The following is a 16,222-nucleotide window of genomic DNA, read 5'->3' on the forward strand; positions in this document are numbered from 1 at the left end:
TGTTTATCTGGGATGTATTCGTATTGGCCGGCTGGCGGTGCGGCTTATTGCAACTGCTGGGCGGCGCTCAGTGTGCTGACCAGACGTCCGAGTTTTTGCCATTGCTGGCGTTCGGAGCGGGTGTCGCTGTGTTCGACACGGTGTTGAATGCGCTCGGGCAAACCGGCCGGCTCCACCGGGTTGTCTTCCAGGGGTTTGGCCAGGCTCATCAGCCTGCCTGCTTCGGGAACGGAAATTAGGTCGTAGCGCAGCAGGCGGTCGGACAGGCGGCCAAGATTGGCCGCTTCGTTGCCGCTGGCGGCACTGAGATTGGGGCTGTTGTCGGCAATCCATTCCAGGATGATGATGCCGTCGCTGAGCGATACCGAATCGTCTTGCAGACTGTCGGTAGCGGCACTGTCCGCCGTTTTGCCCGCTTCTGCCGCCTTGGGCGGGGTGTCCAGGTGGCTGAGTTGTTGGTGTGACTGGTAGCGTTCCAGACCTTGCAGGCTGACACTCATGCCGTTCTCCAATACCGTCGATGTTGCCGTTATCGCGGTCTATCGCAAGGCTTGTGCCAAATGCGCAGGCACAAAAAAAAGCGCCTCAATGGGCGCTTTTTCGAGTCTGGCTGGCGGCTCAGGCGTCGCGGAAATTGCGTTCCTGACGTTCCTGGCGCTGCTTTTCTTCGGCACAGAGAGTGGCGGTGGGGCGCAACAACAGGCGACGAACGCCAATCGGCTCACCGGTCACTTCGCAGTAACCGAAATCGCCAGCGTCGATGCGCTTGATGGCGTCATCGATTTTCGGCAGCAATTTGGTCTGGCGGTCGAGAAAGCGCAAGTTCATGCGACGCTCTTCTTCGATGCTGGCCTTGTCCAATTCGTCGGGTTCATTTTCGAACTTGGTCAGCGTTTCGCGAGCTTCTTTAAGCGCAGCGCGTACTTCGTCTGCTTGTTCTTGCAGCAGATTACGGAAGAACGCCAGTTGCGCTTCGTTCATGTACTCCTCGTCCGGAGCTGCCAACAACTGTTCTTCAGTCAGCATATTGGATTCCTGTTCGGTCGCTTGGTTGCCTTTAATAAGGGCTTTCCAAGGGGCTGCAAGCTGTACAAATTTTGCTCGCAGTCGTCAAAAGAGGGCACATCATATATCATCACCCAGGCCGTTAAAACAGCTTTTTTCCTGTAGATTCAAGCCCTTGGAGTAGCCCTCAATGGAAGGTGTGTATCGCCTGGTGATGTCCTGTCCGGACCGTGTCGGCATTGTTGCGCGGGTCAGTAATTTTCTGGCGCAGTACAACGGCAGCATCATGGAAGCCAACCATCATGCCGATTTGGAACAGGGCTGGTTTTTCATGCGCAACGAAATCAAAGCCAGTTCGCTGCCATTCGGTGCCGACACCCTGGCGGAAGTCTTCGCGCCCATTGCCGCCGACCTGAATATGAGTTGGCGCATCACCGATTCGGCAGTCAAACCCCAGGTCGTACTGATGGCGAGCCGCGACAGCCATTGCCTGGCCGACATTCTTAACCGCTGGCACAGCGGCGATCTGGATTGCGACATTCCCTGCGTCATTTCCAATCACGACGATTTGCGCAGCCTGGTCGAGTGGCACGGCATTCACTTCCATCACGTGCCGGTCGATCCCGAAAACAAGGCGCCACATTTTGCCGAAGTGGAACGTCTGATCGAGCATTACAAAGCCGATACCGTGGTGCTGGCGCGCTACATGCAAATTTTGCCGCCAGCGCTGTGCGGCAAATTGCCGTATCGCATCATCAATATTCATCACAGCTTTTTACCGTCGTTCATCGGTGCCCGGCCGTATCATCAGGCGCACGAGCGCGGTGTGAAGCTGATCGGCGCGACCTGTCATTACGTGACCGAAGATCTGGATGCCGGACCCATCATCGACCAGGACGTGGTGCGGGTAACGCATCGTGATCGCATCGACGACATGGTGCGCTTAGGTAAAGACTGCGAACGGACGGTGTTGGCGCGCGGTTTGCGCTGGCATCTTGAGGACCGAGTTTTGGTACATGGCAATAAAACAGTGGTGTTTAACTGACAATGCAAAAACCTTTCTACCTGGCCGCCCTGGCGGTGGCCCTTCCCGCCGTGGCGAATGCCACTGACAGTCGATTTACCGGTCAGATTCAAGTTCAGGGCAATTATCAGGAAACCGATGGCGAGGACGGCAAATGGTCGTTGGCGACGCGTCATTCCTGGCTCGGCATTGAGGCCGTTGAGGCCATCAACGGCACGCGCTACGTCGGCGTTGCCGAGGCCGATGTTGATCCGCTGGAAGACAGCGCCAGTGCGCGCCAGTTCTATCTCGGTCTGGAACAGGCCTTATATGAAGTGCGCGCCGGCCGGATAACCACCTTGGAATACAACTATCTGGCAGAGCCGGTCAGCCTGATGCAGGGCACTGGCGCTGACAGTTCAGCGGTAGGGCAATACCTGGATCCTTTTGCCGACCGGTTGGTGCAGTTGGAATTGAGCAGTCGTGAGGCCGGATTCTTCGCCGCTGAATGGCAACTCGAAGATGAAGATGCCAGCGACACTTTGGCCGCCTGGACCGTGGTGACCGGCCTGTACACCGCCGAAGGCCAGGCCAGCCTGAGTTACCATCAGGATGAAACGCAGGACGCCGGCCGTTGGGGCCTCAGTCTGCGCTGGGCCGATGGCCCCTGGGCCTTGTCGGCGGCTTATCTGTTCCGTGAAGACCCGCTGGCGTGGGACATCGGTGTCGATTATCAAACCGGCCAGATCGTCTCTAAATTTGCCTACGGTCAGGATGAAACCCCGGGCGGGGTGGAATATTGGTCGGCGGGATTTGAGCAGCTGTTCACCGTTAACGTGAACAATTTCTTCGAGGTGCGCTGGCAGCCGGAAGACGAAATCCTGTTGGGCCAGGTTGGTTTCCAGCTGCGTCTCTGAACCGGCGTCAGAACACCGGTTCTACCGGCAGTCCGGGCATCGGCAAGGTATTTAGCGGTTGCCCGGTGCTGTGTTCGGCCGCTTGTGGGTAGGCGCGTCGCATCAGGTTGTAATAGCGACGGATGTTGGCGACGTAGACCACGGGTTCGTGACCTCGGGCATAGCCGTGTTCGGTCCAGGGGTACCAGGCTTTGAGCGCCAGCTTCGGCAGATGCTGGCGCACATCGATCCAGGAATCCGGATCGCCGCCCTGGTTTTCGGTGATGCGTCGCGCATCTTCCAAATGGCCGGGGCCGACGTTGTAGGCGGCCAACGCCATCCAGGTCCGGTCCGGTTCGACAATGCGCGTCGGTAAACGATCCTTAATGCCCGCCAGAAAACGACTGCCCGCCTCAATGCTTTGATCCGGATCCAGACGGTTGCTGATGCCCATGTCGCGCGCTGTCTGCAAGGTCACCATCATGATGCCGCGCACGCCGGTCGGCGACACCGCGTTGGCGCGCCAATGACTCTCCTGATACGCCACCGATGCCAGCAAACGCCAATCCAGCCCAGTCGCGTCGGCCTGGGCGCGGAAGCTGTCTTCAAAGTTGGGCAGGCGTGTGCGCATGTGGCGCTCGAAGGTAACGTTACCGACGTAATCGAAATCGGCGGTGTGGCCCAGATGCCGATCCTGCAGACGATTCAACTGGCCGTCTTCGCTCATCTGCTGAATCGCCTGATTGACCTTGTCGATCAACGAATGATCGCTCTGATTGCGAAACAGTGGGCCAATCGGCCTGGGTTGATCGCTCAACGGGCTGAACCATTGATTGGGAAAGAATGGCCGTTGCACCAGAAAATCACGCCGGTCCATAACCGCCATTTCCAGTTCGCCCAGTTCAATTCGGGTCATTAATTCAGCGGCAGATTCACTGCCTTGTGGCGACAGCCGGGTGGTGCCGGATTGGCTCAGTTGCGCCAGCACCCAATCGTGAGCGAACGGATCGAGCAGGGCGACTCGATTGGTTTGCGGCGTCGCATCACGCGCGCCCATGGCGCGCACCAGGCCGACCCGGGAACTGAGGTAGGGCGTGCCGGAAATAAACTGGTGCGCATCGGTCAGGGTGGTGCCGGGCAAGGCCAGATCGACCGCGCCGCTGGCCAGCGCCCGGTACAGATCGGCGGTGTCGGTAACCGAAAACAGCTGAACGTTGACACCCAGGTCATCGGCCAGTTGTTCCAGCAGATCGTGTTCCAGGCCGACGTAGCGTTGATCTTCCGGCCAATACACGCCTTCGCTTTCGCGCACGGCTACGACCAGTGAACCGCGCGCCAGCACGCGGTCCCAGTGATTGCGCCATTGCAGCCCCTGTAGCAACAGCCACAACACCAGCAGAACGGGCAGCGCAAACAGGCCTAGGCGCAGGCTGTTGCGGATGGGATTTGACCAGAAAAAAACCATAGAAACATCAACAGACGAGGGCGGTACGACGCTGCCATTCTAGCCGCTTTTCCGCTACCATACGCGCCGTTTTTTCTCCCCTCTTACGAACAGGCCGTCCCGTCATGCTGACACTTCGTGGAACCCCCGCCCTTTCGTCGTTTCGTCGCCAGCGACTGCTGGAACGACTCAGCACCGCCCTGGAACCGACGCTGGCTGGCAAGATCACCGATGTTTACGCCGAGTACCGGCATTTTGCCGATCTGTCCGAGCCGTTGAGCGCCGATCAACAAGCGGTTCTCGAAGCCCTGTTGCACTACGGACCGAGCAGCGACAGCCAGGACATCGACGGCCCGGCGCTCTGGGTAATTCCGCGGCTGGGCACGCTGTCGCCCTGGTCGACTAAAGCCACTGACATTGCCCACAACGCCGGTTTGCAGACGGTACGCCGCCTGGAGCGGGGCATCGAGTATCGTCTGGTCACCAAGGCGGACCTGAGCGACGCCGAACGCCAATCTGTGGGCGCGGTGTTGCACGATCGCATGACTGAAAGCCTGTTGCTGGCCGAACCGGAAGCCGACGCTCTGTTCGGTCGTCAAACCCCCGCCGAACTGGGCCGGGTGCCGGTGTTGACCGGCGGCCGCGACGCTCTGGTTCGCGCCAACAACGAACTGGGCCTGGCGCTGGCGGACGACGAAATCGACTACTTGCTGGACGCCTACCTCGGCCTGGAACGCGACCCGACCGACGTCGAACTGATGATGTTTGCCCAGGCCAACTCCGAACATTGCCGTCACAAAATCTTCAACGCCACCTGGACCATCGATGGCGAAGAACAGCCCTGGTCGCTGTTCAAAATGATCAAGAACACCTACCAGAACAACAGCACCGGCGTGCTCTCGGCCTACAAAGACAACGCGGCGGTGGTCGAAGGTTTTAAAACCGGCCGCTTCTACCCCGGTGCCGATCATCATTACGGTTACCACGACGAAAACGTCCACATCCTGTTCAAGGTGGAAACCCACAACCACCCGACCGCCATCGCGCCCTTTGCCGGTGCGGCAACCGGCGCTGGTGGTGAAATTCGCGACGAAGGCGCTACCGGCACCGGCGGCAAACCGAAAGCGGGCCTGGCCGGTTTCAGCGTATCCGACCTGAACATTCCCGGTTTCGTGCAGCCGTGGGAAAGCCAATACGGCAAGCCCGGCCGCATCGTGTCTGCTTTGGACATCATGATCGATGGTCCGCTCGGCGCGGCGGCGTTCAATAACGAATTCGGCCGCCCCAATTTGCTCGGTTATTTCCGCACGTTGGAAATCACCGCGCCGGGCGTCAACGGCAAAGAAGTGCGCGGTTACCACAAGCCGATCATGATCGCCGGCGGCTACGGCAACATCCGCGAAGACCACGTCGATAAAGCCTGGGACGCCATTCCCGAAGGCGCCAAGCTGATCGTGCTTGGTGGCCCGGCCATGCAGATTGGTCTGGGTGGCGGTGCGGCGTCGTCGGTCGATTCGGCCGAAGGCAACGAAGATCTGGATTTCGCTTCGGTGCAGCGCGGCAACCCGGAAATGGAGCGTCGCTGCCAGGAAGTCATCGACCGTTGCTGGCAGCTCGGCGCCGATAACCCGATTGCCTTTATTCACGACGTCGGCGCCGGCGGCCTGTCGAACGCCTTCCCGGAACTGGTTAACGACGGCGGCCGTGGCGGCAAATTCGAATTGCGCGATGTGCCGAACGACGAACCGGGCATGTCGCCGTTGGCGATCTGGTGTAACGAAAGCCAGGAGCGTTACGTCCTCGCGGTCACGCCAGAGAAATTGGCGCAGTTTGAAGCGCTGTGTGCGCGTGAACGCTGTCCGTTTGCTGTCATCGGTGAAGCCACGACGGACCGCCGTCTGGTGGTTACCGATCAGCATTTCGGCGACACCCCGATCGACCTGCCGTTGAACATTCTGCTTGGCAAACCGCCGCGCATGGACCGTGCGTTTGATCGCACCGACTTTGATCGTGATGCCTTCAGCAGCAAAGGCATCGACTTGAACGACGCCGCCGAACGTGTGTTGCGTTTGCCGTCCGTCGCCAGCAAAAGCTTTTTGATCACCATCGGCGACCGCTCCATCACCGGCCAGGTCGCACGCGACCAGATGGTTGGCCCGTGGCAGATTCCGGTCGCCAACGCAGCGGTTACCACCAGCGGTTATCAGGGTTACACCGGCGAAGCCATGTCGATGGGCGAACGCACACCGGTCGCCTTGATCGACGCGCCGGCGTCCGGTCGTCTGGCCGTGGCCGAAGTGCTGACCAACCTGGCGTCGGTCGCCATCGGCGAGATGAAACGGGTGCGTTTGTCCGCCAACTGGATGGCCGCTGCCGGTCACCCGGGTGAGGACCAGGCTTTGTACGACACCGTTAAAGCCGTGGGTCTGGAACTCTGCCCGGCGCTCGATCTGACCATTCCGGTCGGCAAAGACTCCATGTCGATGCGCACCACCTGGGACGACAACGGCCGCACCAAAGCGGTGACCGCGCCGCTGTCGCTGATCGTCTCCGGCCTGGCGCCGGTAACCGATGTGCGCCGCACGGTCACGCCGCAATTGCGCACCGACCAGGGCGACACCGATTTGATTCTGATCGACCTCGGCCGCGGCCAGAACCGTCTGGCGGGTTCGGCGCTGGCGCAGGTTTATCGCAAGGTTGGCGACGTGCCGGCGGATCTGGACGACCCGGAAGATCTGAAAGCTTTCTGGGCCGTGCTGCAAGGTCTGGTCAGCGATGAATTGTTGCTGGCCTACCACGACCGTTCCGATGGCGGCCTGTTCGCCACCCTGTCAGAAATGGCCTTTGCCGGCCGCACTGGCATCGACATCGACCTGGGCCGTGTCAGCGACGGCGACCACGCCGCAGCCTTGTTCAGCGAAGAATTGGGCGCAGTGATTCAGGTTAAGCGCGACCACACCGAATCGATTTTGCAGCAGTTCACCGCCGCGGGTCTGGGCGACTGCACCACCGTGATCGGCCAATGCAACGACGACGATTTCGTGCGCATTCTGGTCGAGGGCGAGGAAATTCTGGTCAAGGCACGCACCGATTTATTGCGCGCCTGGAACGAAACCAGCTACCGCATTCAGGCGCTGCGCGACAACGCCGACTGCGCGCAGCAGGAATACGACCGCTGGCTCGACGCCAACGATCCGGGCCTGCACGCCAAACTCAGTTTTGATCCGAGTGACGACATCGCCGCGCCTTTGATCGGCGGTGCCCGACCGCCGGTGGCGATTCTACGCGAGCAGGGCGTTAACGGTCAGGTGGAAATGGCGGCCGCGTTTGACCGCGCTGGTTTCGATTCGGTCGACGTACACATGAGCGATTTGCTGGCCGGCCGCGTGCAACTGAGCGACTTCCGTGGTCTGGTCGCTTGCGGCGGTTTCTCCTACGGCGACGTGCTCGGTGCCGGCGAAGGCTGGGCCAAAACCATTCGCTTCAACGCTCAGGTGCGCGACGCCTTCCAGGCGTTTTTCGAGAATCCGAATACGTTCAGTCTGGGCGTGTGCAACGGCTGTCAGATGATGTCGAACCTGCGCGATCTGATTCCCGGCGCTGAACTCTGGCCGCACTTTGTGCGCAACGCATCGGAACAGTTCGAAGGCCGGGCGGTGATGGTCGAAGTGCCGGAATCGCCGTCACTGTTCTTCGCCGGCATGGCCGGTTCACGCATGCCGATTGCCGTAGCGCACGGCGAAGGCCTGGCTGAATTCCGCGACGAACAGCATCGCCAGCAGGCGCACAACAGCGGTCTGGTGGCGATGCGTTACGTCGATAACCAGGGCGCGATCACCGAGCGCTATCCGTTCAACCCGAACGGTTCGCCACTCGGCATGACCGGCTTCACCACCGCCGACGGCCGCGCCACCGTGATGATGCCGCACCCGGAACGGGTGTTCCGCGCGGTCACCAACTCCTGGAAGCCGGACAGCTGGCAGGAAGATGGCGGCTGGCTGCGGTTGTTCCGCAACGCCCGTCACTGGTTGGGGTAAGCGAAGATGCTGGAGTTGCTGGTCGTCACCCTGGTCACCGCTTTGGTGTTCGGCGGGGTGGCGCTGGCGCTGGTGTTTGGCAGTGCACCGGTGTACCGGCCAACGGTGGAATCAGTGCAGGCGCTAATGACCTCGTTGCTCGAAGGCGATGCCGACGAGCAACAATGGCAATTCTTTCTGGATATGCCGATCCGCCACGACCCGGACCTGGAAGCGTTGCGTCAGGAATGCGTTGAGATGCAACAGCAATTCGGTCGCCGGCCGCGCGACGGCAAAGCACGGCTGACCGAAGCCGGTGAGATTCGCCTGCGCCACAAATTGCACCAGTTGGAGCAAAGTGGCGCCCGCACGTTCTGATTTCTGCGTCGTTATTCCGGTAAAAACCCTTCCAAAATACGCATGAACGCACGCGGTTTTTCCGCGTGCGGCCAATGGCCGGCGCCTTCAATCAGTTTGGCTTGGGCGTGTGGAAAGCGTTCTTCGATGGCGGGTTGATCGTCGCGGCTGATGTAGTGGCTGTTCATGCCTTTGATAAACAGAGTTGGGCCGGTAAAGGGCGCGGTGAAGTCTGGTGCTTTGGCGATGCCGTCGTAGCTGGATTTCAGTAATTCCAGATTAAAGCGCCAGGCCAGTTGGTTCTCATCATTGCGATACAGGCTTTTCAGCAAAAACTGACGGATGCCCAGATCGCGCACGCCGTGCTCCATCAAGGCCGATTCAACGCCGCGACGGTCGCTGAACTGGCTCAGATCGATGGCGTCGAGTGCGGCAAAAATATCTTGATGATGCGGCGGATAATCGCGCGGCGCGATGTCGACAATCACCAGTTTCTGCAACCAATCGGTGTCGCCGGACAACGCCAGTTGCATTGCCGTTTTGCCGCCCATTGAATGGCCGATCAGATGCGTGTGTTTAATGCCGTTGGCGTCGATCCAGTCGCGCACCGCATCGGCAAAACTCGGGTAATTCAGTTGCTCGGTCCAGGGCGATTGGCCGTGGTTGGGCAGGTCCAGGCAGTGCACCTGGAAGCGGTCCGACAGCGCCTTGGCGACGCTGCGCCAGTTGTCGCCGCTGCCAAACAGGCCGTGCAGAATGATCAGATTCGGGCCTTTACCCAGGCTATGGCTGTGCAGCATAGTGCGCTCTCATTTTTCCCAGTGATCGAGGCAAAGCAGTGGAGTGTCGTTCCGGGTGCGGTGCCTGTTGCATTGCGCCATCGATTAAGACGCCGTATTTCGGAATGCCCGAGGGCAAGCCTGCGGGCGTTCGTTGTGTGCATTTATTGCCGGATTATCGCTGCGGCATTTTCGGTCAACCGGAGCGACCGGCGGCTTGCGCGGCCTTTCAGGCGGAGCCGGATTTTTGCGGTCAGGATCGAACCGAAGCGCTGCGCATCTTAACGCAGATGGAAACCGATACGCTGCCGTCAATCAGATAAAGGCGGCACGTGCGCGGGCCGCCAGATCGTCGAGCCGCAGGTACACCTCGGCATCGCGCTCAGTCGGCAATTCCAGTCGGGTAAAAGCCGATACCGAGGCCCAATCCTGCTGCGCCCAGGCATTGTTGGCATCCCGTTGCGCCAGCAGGTTTGCCACCATTACCAGATCGACCAGATCGGCGCTGGCCGGTTGCCGGTCAAAGTCCCGATAGTGCAGCGGCACATCGACAAAGACCGTCGGAAAATCCCAGCTTTTCAGAATGGATTGCCCCAGGTTGCTGTGCAGTTCGTTGATGACGGTGGACAGGGTGTCGTCATCGACGACCAACGCCGGATGCGATTCGGCGTAACTCAAAATCGGCAATGCGCCGAGGCGGTGAATCAGCCCCGCCAGCAGCGCTTCATCGGCACCGGCCGCACCGCTGTGACGAGCCAGCACCGACGCCAGCGCCGACACCTGACCGTTCAATCGCCATAAATCATGCAATCGCCGATCGATGTTTTTATCGGTCGCCTGAAACATCTGCTCCATGGCCAGGCCAATGGCGAGATTGCAGCTGTAATTCATGCCCAACCGACTGACCGCCATCGCCAGGTCGCGCACTTCCTGTGGCGCTCGCAGCAGCGGGCTGTTGACCACCCGGATGATGCGCGCGCTCAAGGCGCTGTCCTGGCTGATGATGTCGACCAGATCTTTGATGGTGGCGTCAGGGTTTTCGGCGGTAGAACGAATTTGCAGTGCGACTTCAGGCAGACTGGGCAGGAACAACTGGTCGCTGTTCAGGGCATCGAGAATGTCTTGTTTAACGGTTTCAGCCAGCGTACTCATCGGCTTGATGCCCATCCTGCGGTCACAACGGAGGCTCAGTTTAGCAGCAAGTTTGCGCGGCTGAACATCGCTCCAGAATCAGCCGACCTGAACAGCAATTTGCCGGTCGGCGTCGATGAACAGCGGCGTTGGCGCTTCAATGTTGCGAACCACGGCCAGGCCGGCACCACCGCTGTCGGTGCCAATCCAGTTAATCCATTCGCCGGCCGGGCCGGTGTTGCCGAACAGCTCGGTGCCGGTCGGCTCAGCCTTGCCTTGCCACTGCACCCGAACCATGCCGCGTTTGCTCTGGCCTTTGAAGTGCAGCCGGGCGACAACTTCCTGGCCGGTGTAACAGCCTTTGCGGAAGGAAATGCCATCGCTGTCTTCCAGGCCAATGGTCTGCGGCACGAAGGCGCCACTTTGGGCTGCTTCGATCCAGGGTTGGGCGGCGGCGATGTCGAGTTGTTGCCAGGCAGACGTTGGCGCGATGCTGTATTGCTCGACTCGGGTCAGCCAGTCTTCGTAACTGTCGGCGCGGGCATCGAGCCACAGCTGAGTGCGGCCGTCGGGCAGGGCGAAGGCGAAATGGCCGTTGCGAGTCCAGACGCCATGGTGTGCCGGTGCGCCAAACCAGTCGTTCATCAGTGCAGCGTCGCCGTCACCAGTGATGCCGAGGCCGTGATAATTCAGCCGGTCGTCGGTCAGTTTGGAGCCACGGAAAAACGGAATGTATTTCGCCAGGTGTTGCTGTAACAGCGGCGCGGTCGAGGCGTGCAATACCAGTTTCAGATGCGCGGGTTCAGCTTCCAGCAACACATTCCAGACATTGCTCACCGCCCGGCCTTTGGGTGTGCAGAACGCACCGGGCAGGGCGCTGGTCTCGCTCAGACGACGATAATCCTGAGTGCCCTGGCCTTGCAGGAAGGTCAGCGCATCGCTGCCCTGAATGCCCAGCAAACTCAGATGTTCAAGCGGATAAAAAGTGACGTTGGCAGTGGCAGTTGGCATTGGTGTCGGCTCAATGGACGTGCTGTTACAATGGCGCGGCCCGCTCGCGGGCCTGTCTCTTTATTCTTAGGGCTAAGCCTGGACTTTTAAACGTGGATTCAACAGAAAAAGCCGCTTTGGAACATCGCCGCCTGTGGTGGCACAGCCGCCGCGGCATGCTCGAACTCGATGTGTTGCTGGTGCCGTACACTGAAACCGTCTACCCAACGTTGAGCGCCGATCAGCAGCACATCTATCAACGCTTGCTCGCCTGCGAAGACCAGGACTTGTTCAACTGGTTCCTGGAAAAATCCAAACCCGAAGACACCGAACTGGCCGCTATGGTGCGTCAGATTCTGGATCGTGTTCAGCCCAATTGAGTGCCGCTTGCGGCCATCACGCCTTGCCTGGCTGATGGTTGTGCTGCCGGCGCCGCTGTTGGCCTTGGTTGCCATCGCGGCGCAACGGCCTGTCGGTCTGACGTTGTTGGCGGCTGCGGCGGTGCAATTGGCGTTGTGGCACAGCCGGCCGGCCAATCCGCCGGCACAGCGGCTGCGTTGGGACGGCGATCGTCTGTTGCTGTTTGAATCCGACACCCAGGCGGCCGAATTCCGCTGGCGTGGCACGGGTCGTCGGTCCATGGCGTACATCCGCTTGCCGTTGGTGCAGGAATCGACCGGCTTAAAGCACACGCTGATGCTGTGGCGCGACAGCCTCGACGACCCCAGTTGGCGCACGTTAAACGCCTATTTCCGCGTCCACGAAGCGGCTGTCCGCCGCGAGGCTCAGGCCGACTGACTGGGTTCGGTTCGCGGCGACAGCACAGTAATTTCCGCGCGCTCGCTGGTCTGCGGGTAACTGCGAGTGAAATGCAGGCCGCGACTTTCCTTGCGCGACAGCGCCGACTCAATAATCAGCTCCGCCACCACAATCAAATTACGCAGCTCCAGCAAGTCGCTGTTGACGCGGAAGCTGGCGTAATAATCGTGAATTTCCTGCTTCAATAAATGCACGCGCCGACGCGCCCGTTCCAGGCGTTTGTCCGACCGGACAATGCCGACGTAGTCCCACATAAAACGACGCACTTCGTCCCAGTTGTGGCTGATGACGACTTTTTCGTCCGAGTCCGACACGCGCGATTCATCCCACAGCGGCAGACGGTCGGCGTCGAATTCCGGCAAGGTCTGAGCGGTTAAATCGTCGGCAGCGGCGCGCGCGTAGACAATGCATTCGAGCAGCGAATTCGACGCCAGTCGGTTGGCACCGTGCAAGCCGGTGTAGGCGCATTCACCGGCGGCGTACAAACCGGGTACGTCAGTACGGGCCGACAAGTCCGTGCGAATGCCGCCACAGGTATAGTGCGCGGCCGGCACTACCGGAATCGGTTCGCGCGTCATGTCGTAGCCGTAGCTGAGGCAGCGTTCGTAGATGGTCGGAAAATGCTGGCGAATGAAATCGGCCGGTTTGTGGCTGATGTCGAGCAACAGATGGTCGGCACCGAGGCGTTTCATTTCGTGGTCGATGGCGCGGGCGACTACATCGCGCGGCGCCAGTTCGGCGCGTTCGTCGAAGCGATGCATAAAGCGTTCGCCGTTGGGCAGTTTCAGCAAACCGCCTTCGCCGCGCACCGCTTCGGAAATCAAAAACGACTTGGCGCGCGGGTGGTACAAGCAGGTCGGGTGGAATTGGTTGAATTCCATGTTCACGACGCGGCAGCCGGCGCGCCAGGCCATGGCGATGCCGTCGCCGGTGGCGCCGTCCGGATTCGAGGTAAACAGATAAACTTTGCTGGCACCGCCGGAAGCCAATACCGTCGCGCTGGCGCCGATGGTGATTACCGCGTCGTTGCGGGTATCGAGCACGTAGGCGCCAAGGCAGCGGTCGTCGCCACCTTCGTTGGGAAAAATTTTGCGCCGGGTGATTAAATCGACCGCAACGTGATGCTCCAGCACATGAACGTTGGCGCGCTGGCGCACTTGTCGAATCAGCGTTTCGGAAATGGCGCGGCCGGTGGCGTCGGCGGCGTGAATGATGCGGCGGTGGCTGTGGCCGCCTTCGCGGGTCAGGTGGTAATCGACTTCCGAGCCGTCTTTGTGGGTGAACGGCACGCCCTGGTCGATCAGCCATTGAATGGCGCTGGCCGAGCGCTCGACGGTGTGCCGCACGGCCTTGGGTTCGCACAGGCCGCCACCGGCGGTCAGCGTATCGGCGACGTGGTCTTCCACTGAATCGACTTTATCGAGCACCGCCGCCACGCCGCCTTGCGCCCAGGCGGTGGAGCCGGTGCCCAGTTCGCCTTTGCAGATCAGGAACACATTCAGATGGCGCGGCAGGCTGAGCGCCAGCGTCAGGCCGGCGGCGCCGGTACCGATCACCAGAACATCAGCGGACAGACGGGAAGCCATGGACCACTCCGGCAGACTTGGGCGGACGGCGAGTATACTCAAAGCCGGTCGCTTTCCGATAATCTCAATGCCGTTGAACTTTTCCGCGACGCCACCGTCGATAGGGAAAGCACAGTAGGAGTTGCGCCATGGCCGAGCGCCAGGACGCCGATCAGATTCTGGTCGACAAAGCCCAAAAGGGCGACAAACGGGCCTTCGATTTGCTGGTGTTGAAATACCAGCATCGGGTTGCCACGGTGATCACCCGCTACCTGCGCGATCAGGATGCGGTGGCGGACATCGTTCAGGAAGCCTTTATCAAAGCCTACAGAGCGCTGCCGAATTTTCGCGGCGACAGCGCTTTTTATTCGTGGCTGTATCGCATTGCCATCAATTGCGCCAACAGCCATCTGGACGCCAGCCGGCGTCGGCCGAGCCAGGATGGCGTCGATATCGATGGCCTGGTGTCGGCCGATGAACTAATGGATTTGGCGACGCCCGACCGCCTGCTGGCGCGCGAGCAAATGGAGCAACGCCTGCAACGCACCTTAAATGCCTTGCCGGAAGATTTGCGCGTGGCGGTGACGCTGCGCGAGTTTGAAGGTCTGAGTTACGAAGACATCGCACGCATCATGGATTCCCCGGTGGGAACGGTGCGCTCGCGAATTTTTCGCGCCCGCGAGGCGATAGAAGTGGCCTTGGAAGTGCCGGTCGGCGTGACCAAAGGCCGAGCCCGCCCAACCGATTTTGCGCGAGGTGAATGATGAAACAGGATCGCATTAACGAAACCTTTTCGGCGTTTCTCGATGGAGAAGCCAGTGAAATGGACATCCAGCGCTTGCTCAAAGCCATGGAGTCCGACCCGGAACGCATTCAGGATTGGCATCAGCTGTCGCGCGTGCAAGGCGCGTTGCGCGGCGATGTGCTGGTCGATGTCGCGGTGCAGCCGCAGGCACAGGATGAACCGACGCGTGAACAAAGCGGTTCGCGCTGGTCGTTGCGTCTGGGGCAGTTTGGTGTGGCAGCAGCGGTGGCAACGGTGGTGATTGTCGGCGCGCAGTGGTCGCTGCAAACACCGACGGCGCCGACTCAGCTGGCGCTCGACACACCGGCCGCTCAGACCGAAGACGTCGCCGCTGCCCAGGCGCGTTTCGAAGCGCAGCAACGCCTGAATCTGTATCTGCGCGAACACGCCGAAGCGGCGTCGTTCAGCAGCGGCCACGCCGTAGCGCCGTACCCGGTGGATTGGATGGAGGCTGAATGAGAGCTCTGTTAGTCGTATTGGCGTTGGGATTGTCCTGGCCGGTTCAGGCCATGGAATGGGAATGGCTCGACCAAATGCGCGACGCCATTCAGAACGCCAGTTATCAGGGTGAATACGTGCACCGGCGTGGCGACCAGACCAGCGCCTACGCCATCGCTCACACCGTGCGCGACGGCGAACCGGTCGAGCGGCTGCAACAACTCGATGGCGCCATGATCGAAGTGATTCGTCACGGTAATCAGGTGGTGTGCTATTACCCGGCCGGCGCCGAAGACCAGATCGATCGACCAATTCCGGCCGCGCCGTTTTCCCAGGTCGGGCCGATGGCGCTGGATCGTCTGGCGCAGAGTTATCAGGCGCAGGCGCAGGGCGAAGCCCGGGTGGCGGGGCGTCAGGCGCGCATCCTGACGTTGAGTGCCGACGCCTGGCGTTACAGCCATCGACTGTGGCTGGACCAGGACACCGGCCTGTTGCTGCAATCGGAAATTCTCAGTGCCGACGGCGAAGTGCTGGAACAGTTCCGCTACACCCGCCTGAGCGTTGGCGGTCCCATTGCTGAGTCGGCGTTGCAACCGACCATCGCCGGTTCTACCGGCCGGCAGCAGAGCCGGGTGCAGATGCCGATGCCGGAACCAAACACCGATGCGTTTGTCACCACGCTGAGCTGGATGCCGCCGATGTTCAAACTGACCATGGCCGAACGCACCGTGAGTGCCGATGGCTGGCTGGAAAAACGCGTGTACAGCGACGGCCTGGCAACCTTTTCGATGTTCGTCGAACCGGCCATGGCCGCCGAACCCGACAGCCTGGTGCGCATGGGCGCGACCACGGCGTTAATGAGTGACATCAACGGCCTGACTGTCACGGTAATTGGTGAAATTCCCCGCGTCACTGCCGAGCGTTTGCGCGACTCCGTCAGCCGCCTACAATAGGCGGCACTTTTTGTCCTCAGG

At 60.5% G+C, this 16,222-nt stretch carries 17 protein-coding genes; 10 read left to right on the forward strand and 7 right to left on the reverse strand.

Going from position 1 to position 16,222, the window contains the following annotated elements; genetic code table 11:
- Positions 1 to 44: 44 nt before the first annotated feature.
- A complete protein-coding gene (locus DW349_RS04915; protein WP_108125975.1) occupies positions 45 to 500 on the reverse strand; it encodes a hypothetical protein in 456 nt (151 codons plus the stop codon).
- 118 nt (positions 501 to 618) lie between these two features.
- Positions 619 to 1,026, reverse strand: a complete 408-nt coding sequence (gene dksA, locus DW349_RS04920) for an RNA polymerase-binding protein DksA (protein ID WP_108125974.1) — start codon at positions 1,024 to 1,026, stop codon at positions 619 to 621.
- A gap of 169 nt (positions 1,027 to 1,195) precedes the next feature.
- On the opposite strand from dksA, the gene purU reads away from it, so the two are divergent.
- Together purU and DW349_RS04930 are read left to right on the forward strand one after the other, a co-directional pair.
- Complete coding sequence (gene purU, locus DW349_RS04925) at positions 1,196 to 2,050, forward strand: formyltetrahydrofolate deformylase (RefSeq protein WP_198650511.1); 855 nt, start codon at positions 1,196 to 1,198, stop codon at positions 2,048 to 2,050.
- A gap of 2 nt (positions 2,051 to 2,052) precedes the next feature.
- The gene (locus DW349_RS04930; RefSeq protein ID WP_108125973.1) at positions 2,053 to 2,925 is read left to right on the forward strand and encodes a porin; all 873 of its coding nucleotides are present in this window, start codon (positions 2,053 to 2,055) and stop codon (positions 2,923 to 2,925) included.
- Positions 2,926 to 2,932: 7 nt separating this feature from the next.
- Here the strand turns inward: DW349_RS04930 and mltF are convergent, their stop codons facing one another.
- Positions 2,933 to 4,369 (reverse strand): membrane-bound lytic murein transglycosylase MltF, encoded by a 1,437-nt coding sequence (gene mltF / locus DW349_RS04935; RefSeq protein ID WP_108125972.1) that lies wholly within the window; start codon positions 4,367 to 4,369, stop codon positions 2,933 to 2,935.
- Between the two features lie 104 nt (positions 4,370 to 4,473).
- On the opposite strand from mltF, the gene purL reads away from it, so the two are divergent.
- Together purL and DW349_RS04945 are read left to right on the forward strand one after the other, a co-directional pair.
- The gene (gene purL, locus DW349_RS04940) at positions 4,474 to 8,385 is read left to right on the forward strand and encodes a phosphoribosylformylglycinamidine synthase (RefSeq protein ID WP_108125971.1); all 3,912 of its coding nucleotides are present in this window, start codon (positions 4,474 to 4,476) and stop codon (positions 8,383 to 8,385) included.
- A gap of 6 nt (positions 8,386 to 8,391) precedes the next feature.
- On the forward strand, positions 8,392 to 8,742 hold the full coding sequence (locus DW349_RS04945) for a hypothetical protein (protein ID WP_108125970.1): 351 nt from the start codon (positions 8,392 to 8,394) through the stop codon (positions 8,740 to 8,742).
- Positions 8,743 to 8,753: 11 nt separating this feature from the next.
- Here the strand turns inward: DW349_RS04945 and DW349_RS04950 are convergent, their stop codons facing one another.
- Positions 8,754 to 9,521, reverse strand: coding sequence for an alpha/beta fold hydrolase (locus DW349_RS04950; protein WP_108125969.1), 768 nt, complete (start codon positions 9,519 to 9,521; stop codon positions 8,754 to 8,756).
- A 38-nt stretch (positions 9,522 to 9,559) separates the two neighbouring features.
- On the opposite strand from DW349_RS04950, the gene DW349_RS04955 reads away from it, so the two are divergent.
- Positions 9,560 to 9,823 carry a YkgJ family cysteine cluster protein gene (locus tag DW349_RS04955; RefSeq protein ID WP_108125968.1) on the forward strand — a complete coding sequence of 88 codons (264 nt, stop codon included), beginning with the start codon at positions 9,560 to 9,562 and terminating at the stop codon, positions 9,821 to 9,823.
- Here the strand turns inward: DW349_RS04955 and DW349_RS04960 are convergent.
- Positions 9,816 to 10,652, reverse strand: coding sequence for an HDOD domain-containing protein (locus tag DW349_RS04960; protein ID WP_108126106.1), 837 nt, complete (start codon positions 10,650 to 10,652; stop codon positions 9,816 to 9,818). The genes DW349_RS04955 and DW349_RS04960 overlap by 8 nt on opposite strands.
- A gap of 78 nt (positions 10,653 to 10,730) precedes the next feature.
- Positions 10,731 to 11,642 (reverse strand): CAF17-like 4Fe-4S cluster assembly/insertion protein YgfZ, encoded by a 912-nt coding sequence (ygfZ, locus tag DW349_RS04965; RefSeq protein WP_108125967.1) that lies wholly within the window; start codon positions 11,640 to 11,642, stop codon positions 10,731 to 10,733.
- Positions 11,643 to 11,734: 92 nt separating this feature from the next.
- On the opposite strand from ygfZ, the gene DW349_RS04970 reads away from it, so the two are divergent.
- Positions 11,735 to 12,001 carry an FAD assembly factor SdhE gene (locus tag DW349_RS04970; protein ID WP_269801843.1) on the forward strand — a complete coding sequence of 89 codons (267 nt, stop codon included), beginning with the start codon at positions 11,735 to 11,737 and terminating at the stop codon, positions 11,999 to 12,001.
- Positions 12,002 to 12,008: 7 nt separating this feature from the next.
- The gene (locus DW349_RS04975) at positions 12,009 to 12,419 is read left to right on the forward strand and encodes a protein YgfX (RefSeq protein ID WP_157954367.1); all 411 of its coding nucleotides are present in this window, start codon (positions 12,009 to 12,011) and stop codon (positions 12,417 to 12,419) included.
- On the opposite strand, the gene nadB is transcribed toward DW349_RS04975, so the two are convergent.
- Positions 12,407 to 14,026, reverse strand: coding sequence for an L-aspartate oxidase (gene nadB, locus DW349_RS04980; protein ID WP_108125965.1), 1,620 nt, complete (start codon positions 14,024 to 14,026; stop codon positions 12,407 to 12,409). The two genes, DW349_RS04975 and nadB, sit on opposite strands and share 13 nt — an antisense overlap.
- 128 nt (positions 14,027 to 14,154) lie before the next feature.
- Between nadB and rpoE the strand changes: the two genes are divergently transcribed.
- From rpoE to DW349_RS04995, 3 genes are read left to right on the forward strand one after another with little or no spacing between them, the layout of a single operon-like run.
- Entirely contained in the window at positions 14,155 to 14,769 is a 615-nt protein-coding gene (gene rpoE / locus DW349_RS04985; RefSeq protein WP_108125964.1) for an RNA polymerase sigma factor RpoE, read from the forward strand.
- Positions 14,766 to 15,269 (forward strand): hypothetical protein, encoded by a 504-nt coding sequence (locus DW349_RS04990; protein WP_115667133.1) that lies wholly within the window; start codon positions 14,766 to 14,768, stop codon positions 15,267 to 15,269. The genes rpoE and DW349_RS04990 overlap by 4 nt, the downstream gene beginning before the upstream one ends.
- Positions 15,266 to 16,201, forward strand: coding sequence for a MucB/RseB C-terminal domain-containing protein (locus DW349_RS04995; protein WP_108125962.1), 936 nt, complete (start codon positions 15,266 to 15,268; stop codon positions 16,199 to 16,201). Before DW349_RS04990 ends, DW349_RS04995 begins: the two co-directional genes overlap by 4 nt.
- Positions 16,202 to 16,222: the final 21 nt, after the last annotated feature.

The organism is Saccharospirillum mangrovi, from assembly GCF_003367315.1.
Classification (GTDB): domain Bacteria; phylum Pseudomonadota; class Gammaproteobacteria; order Pseudomonadales; family Natronospirillaceae; genus Saccharospirillum; species Saccharospirillum mangrovi.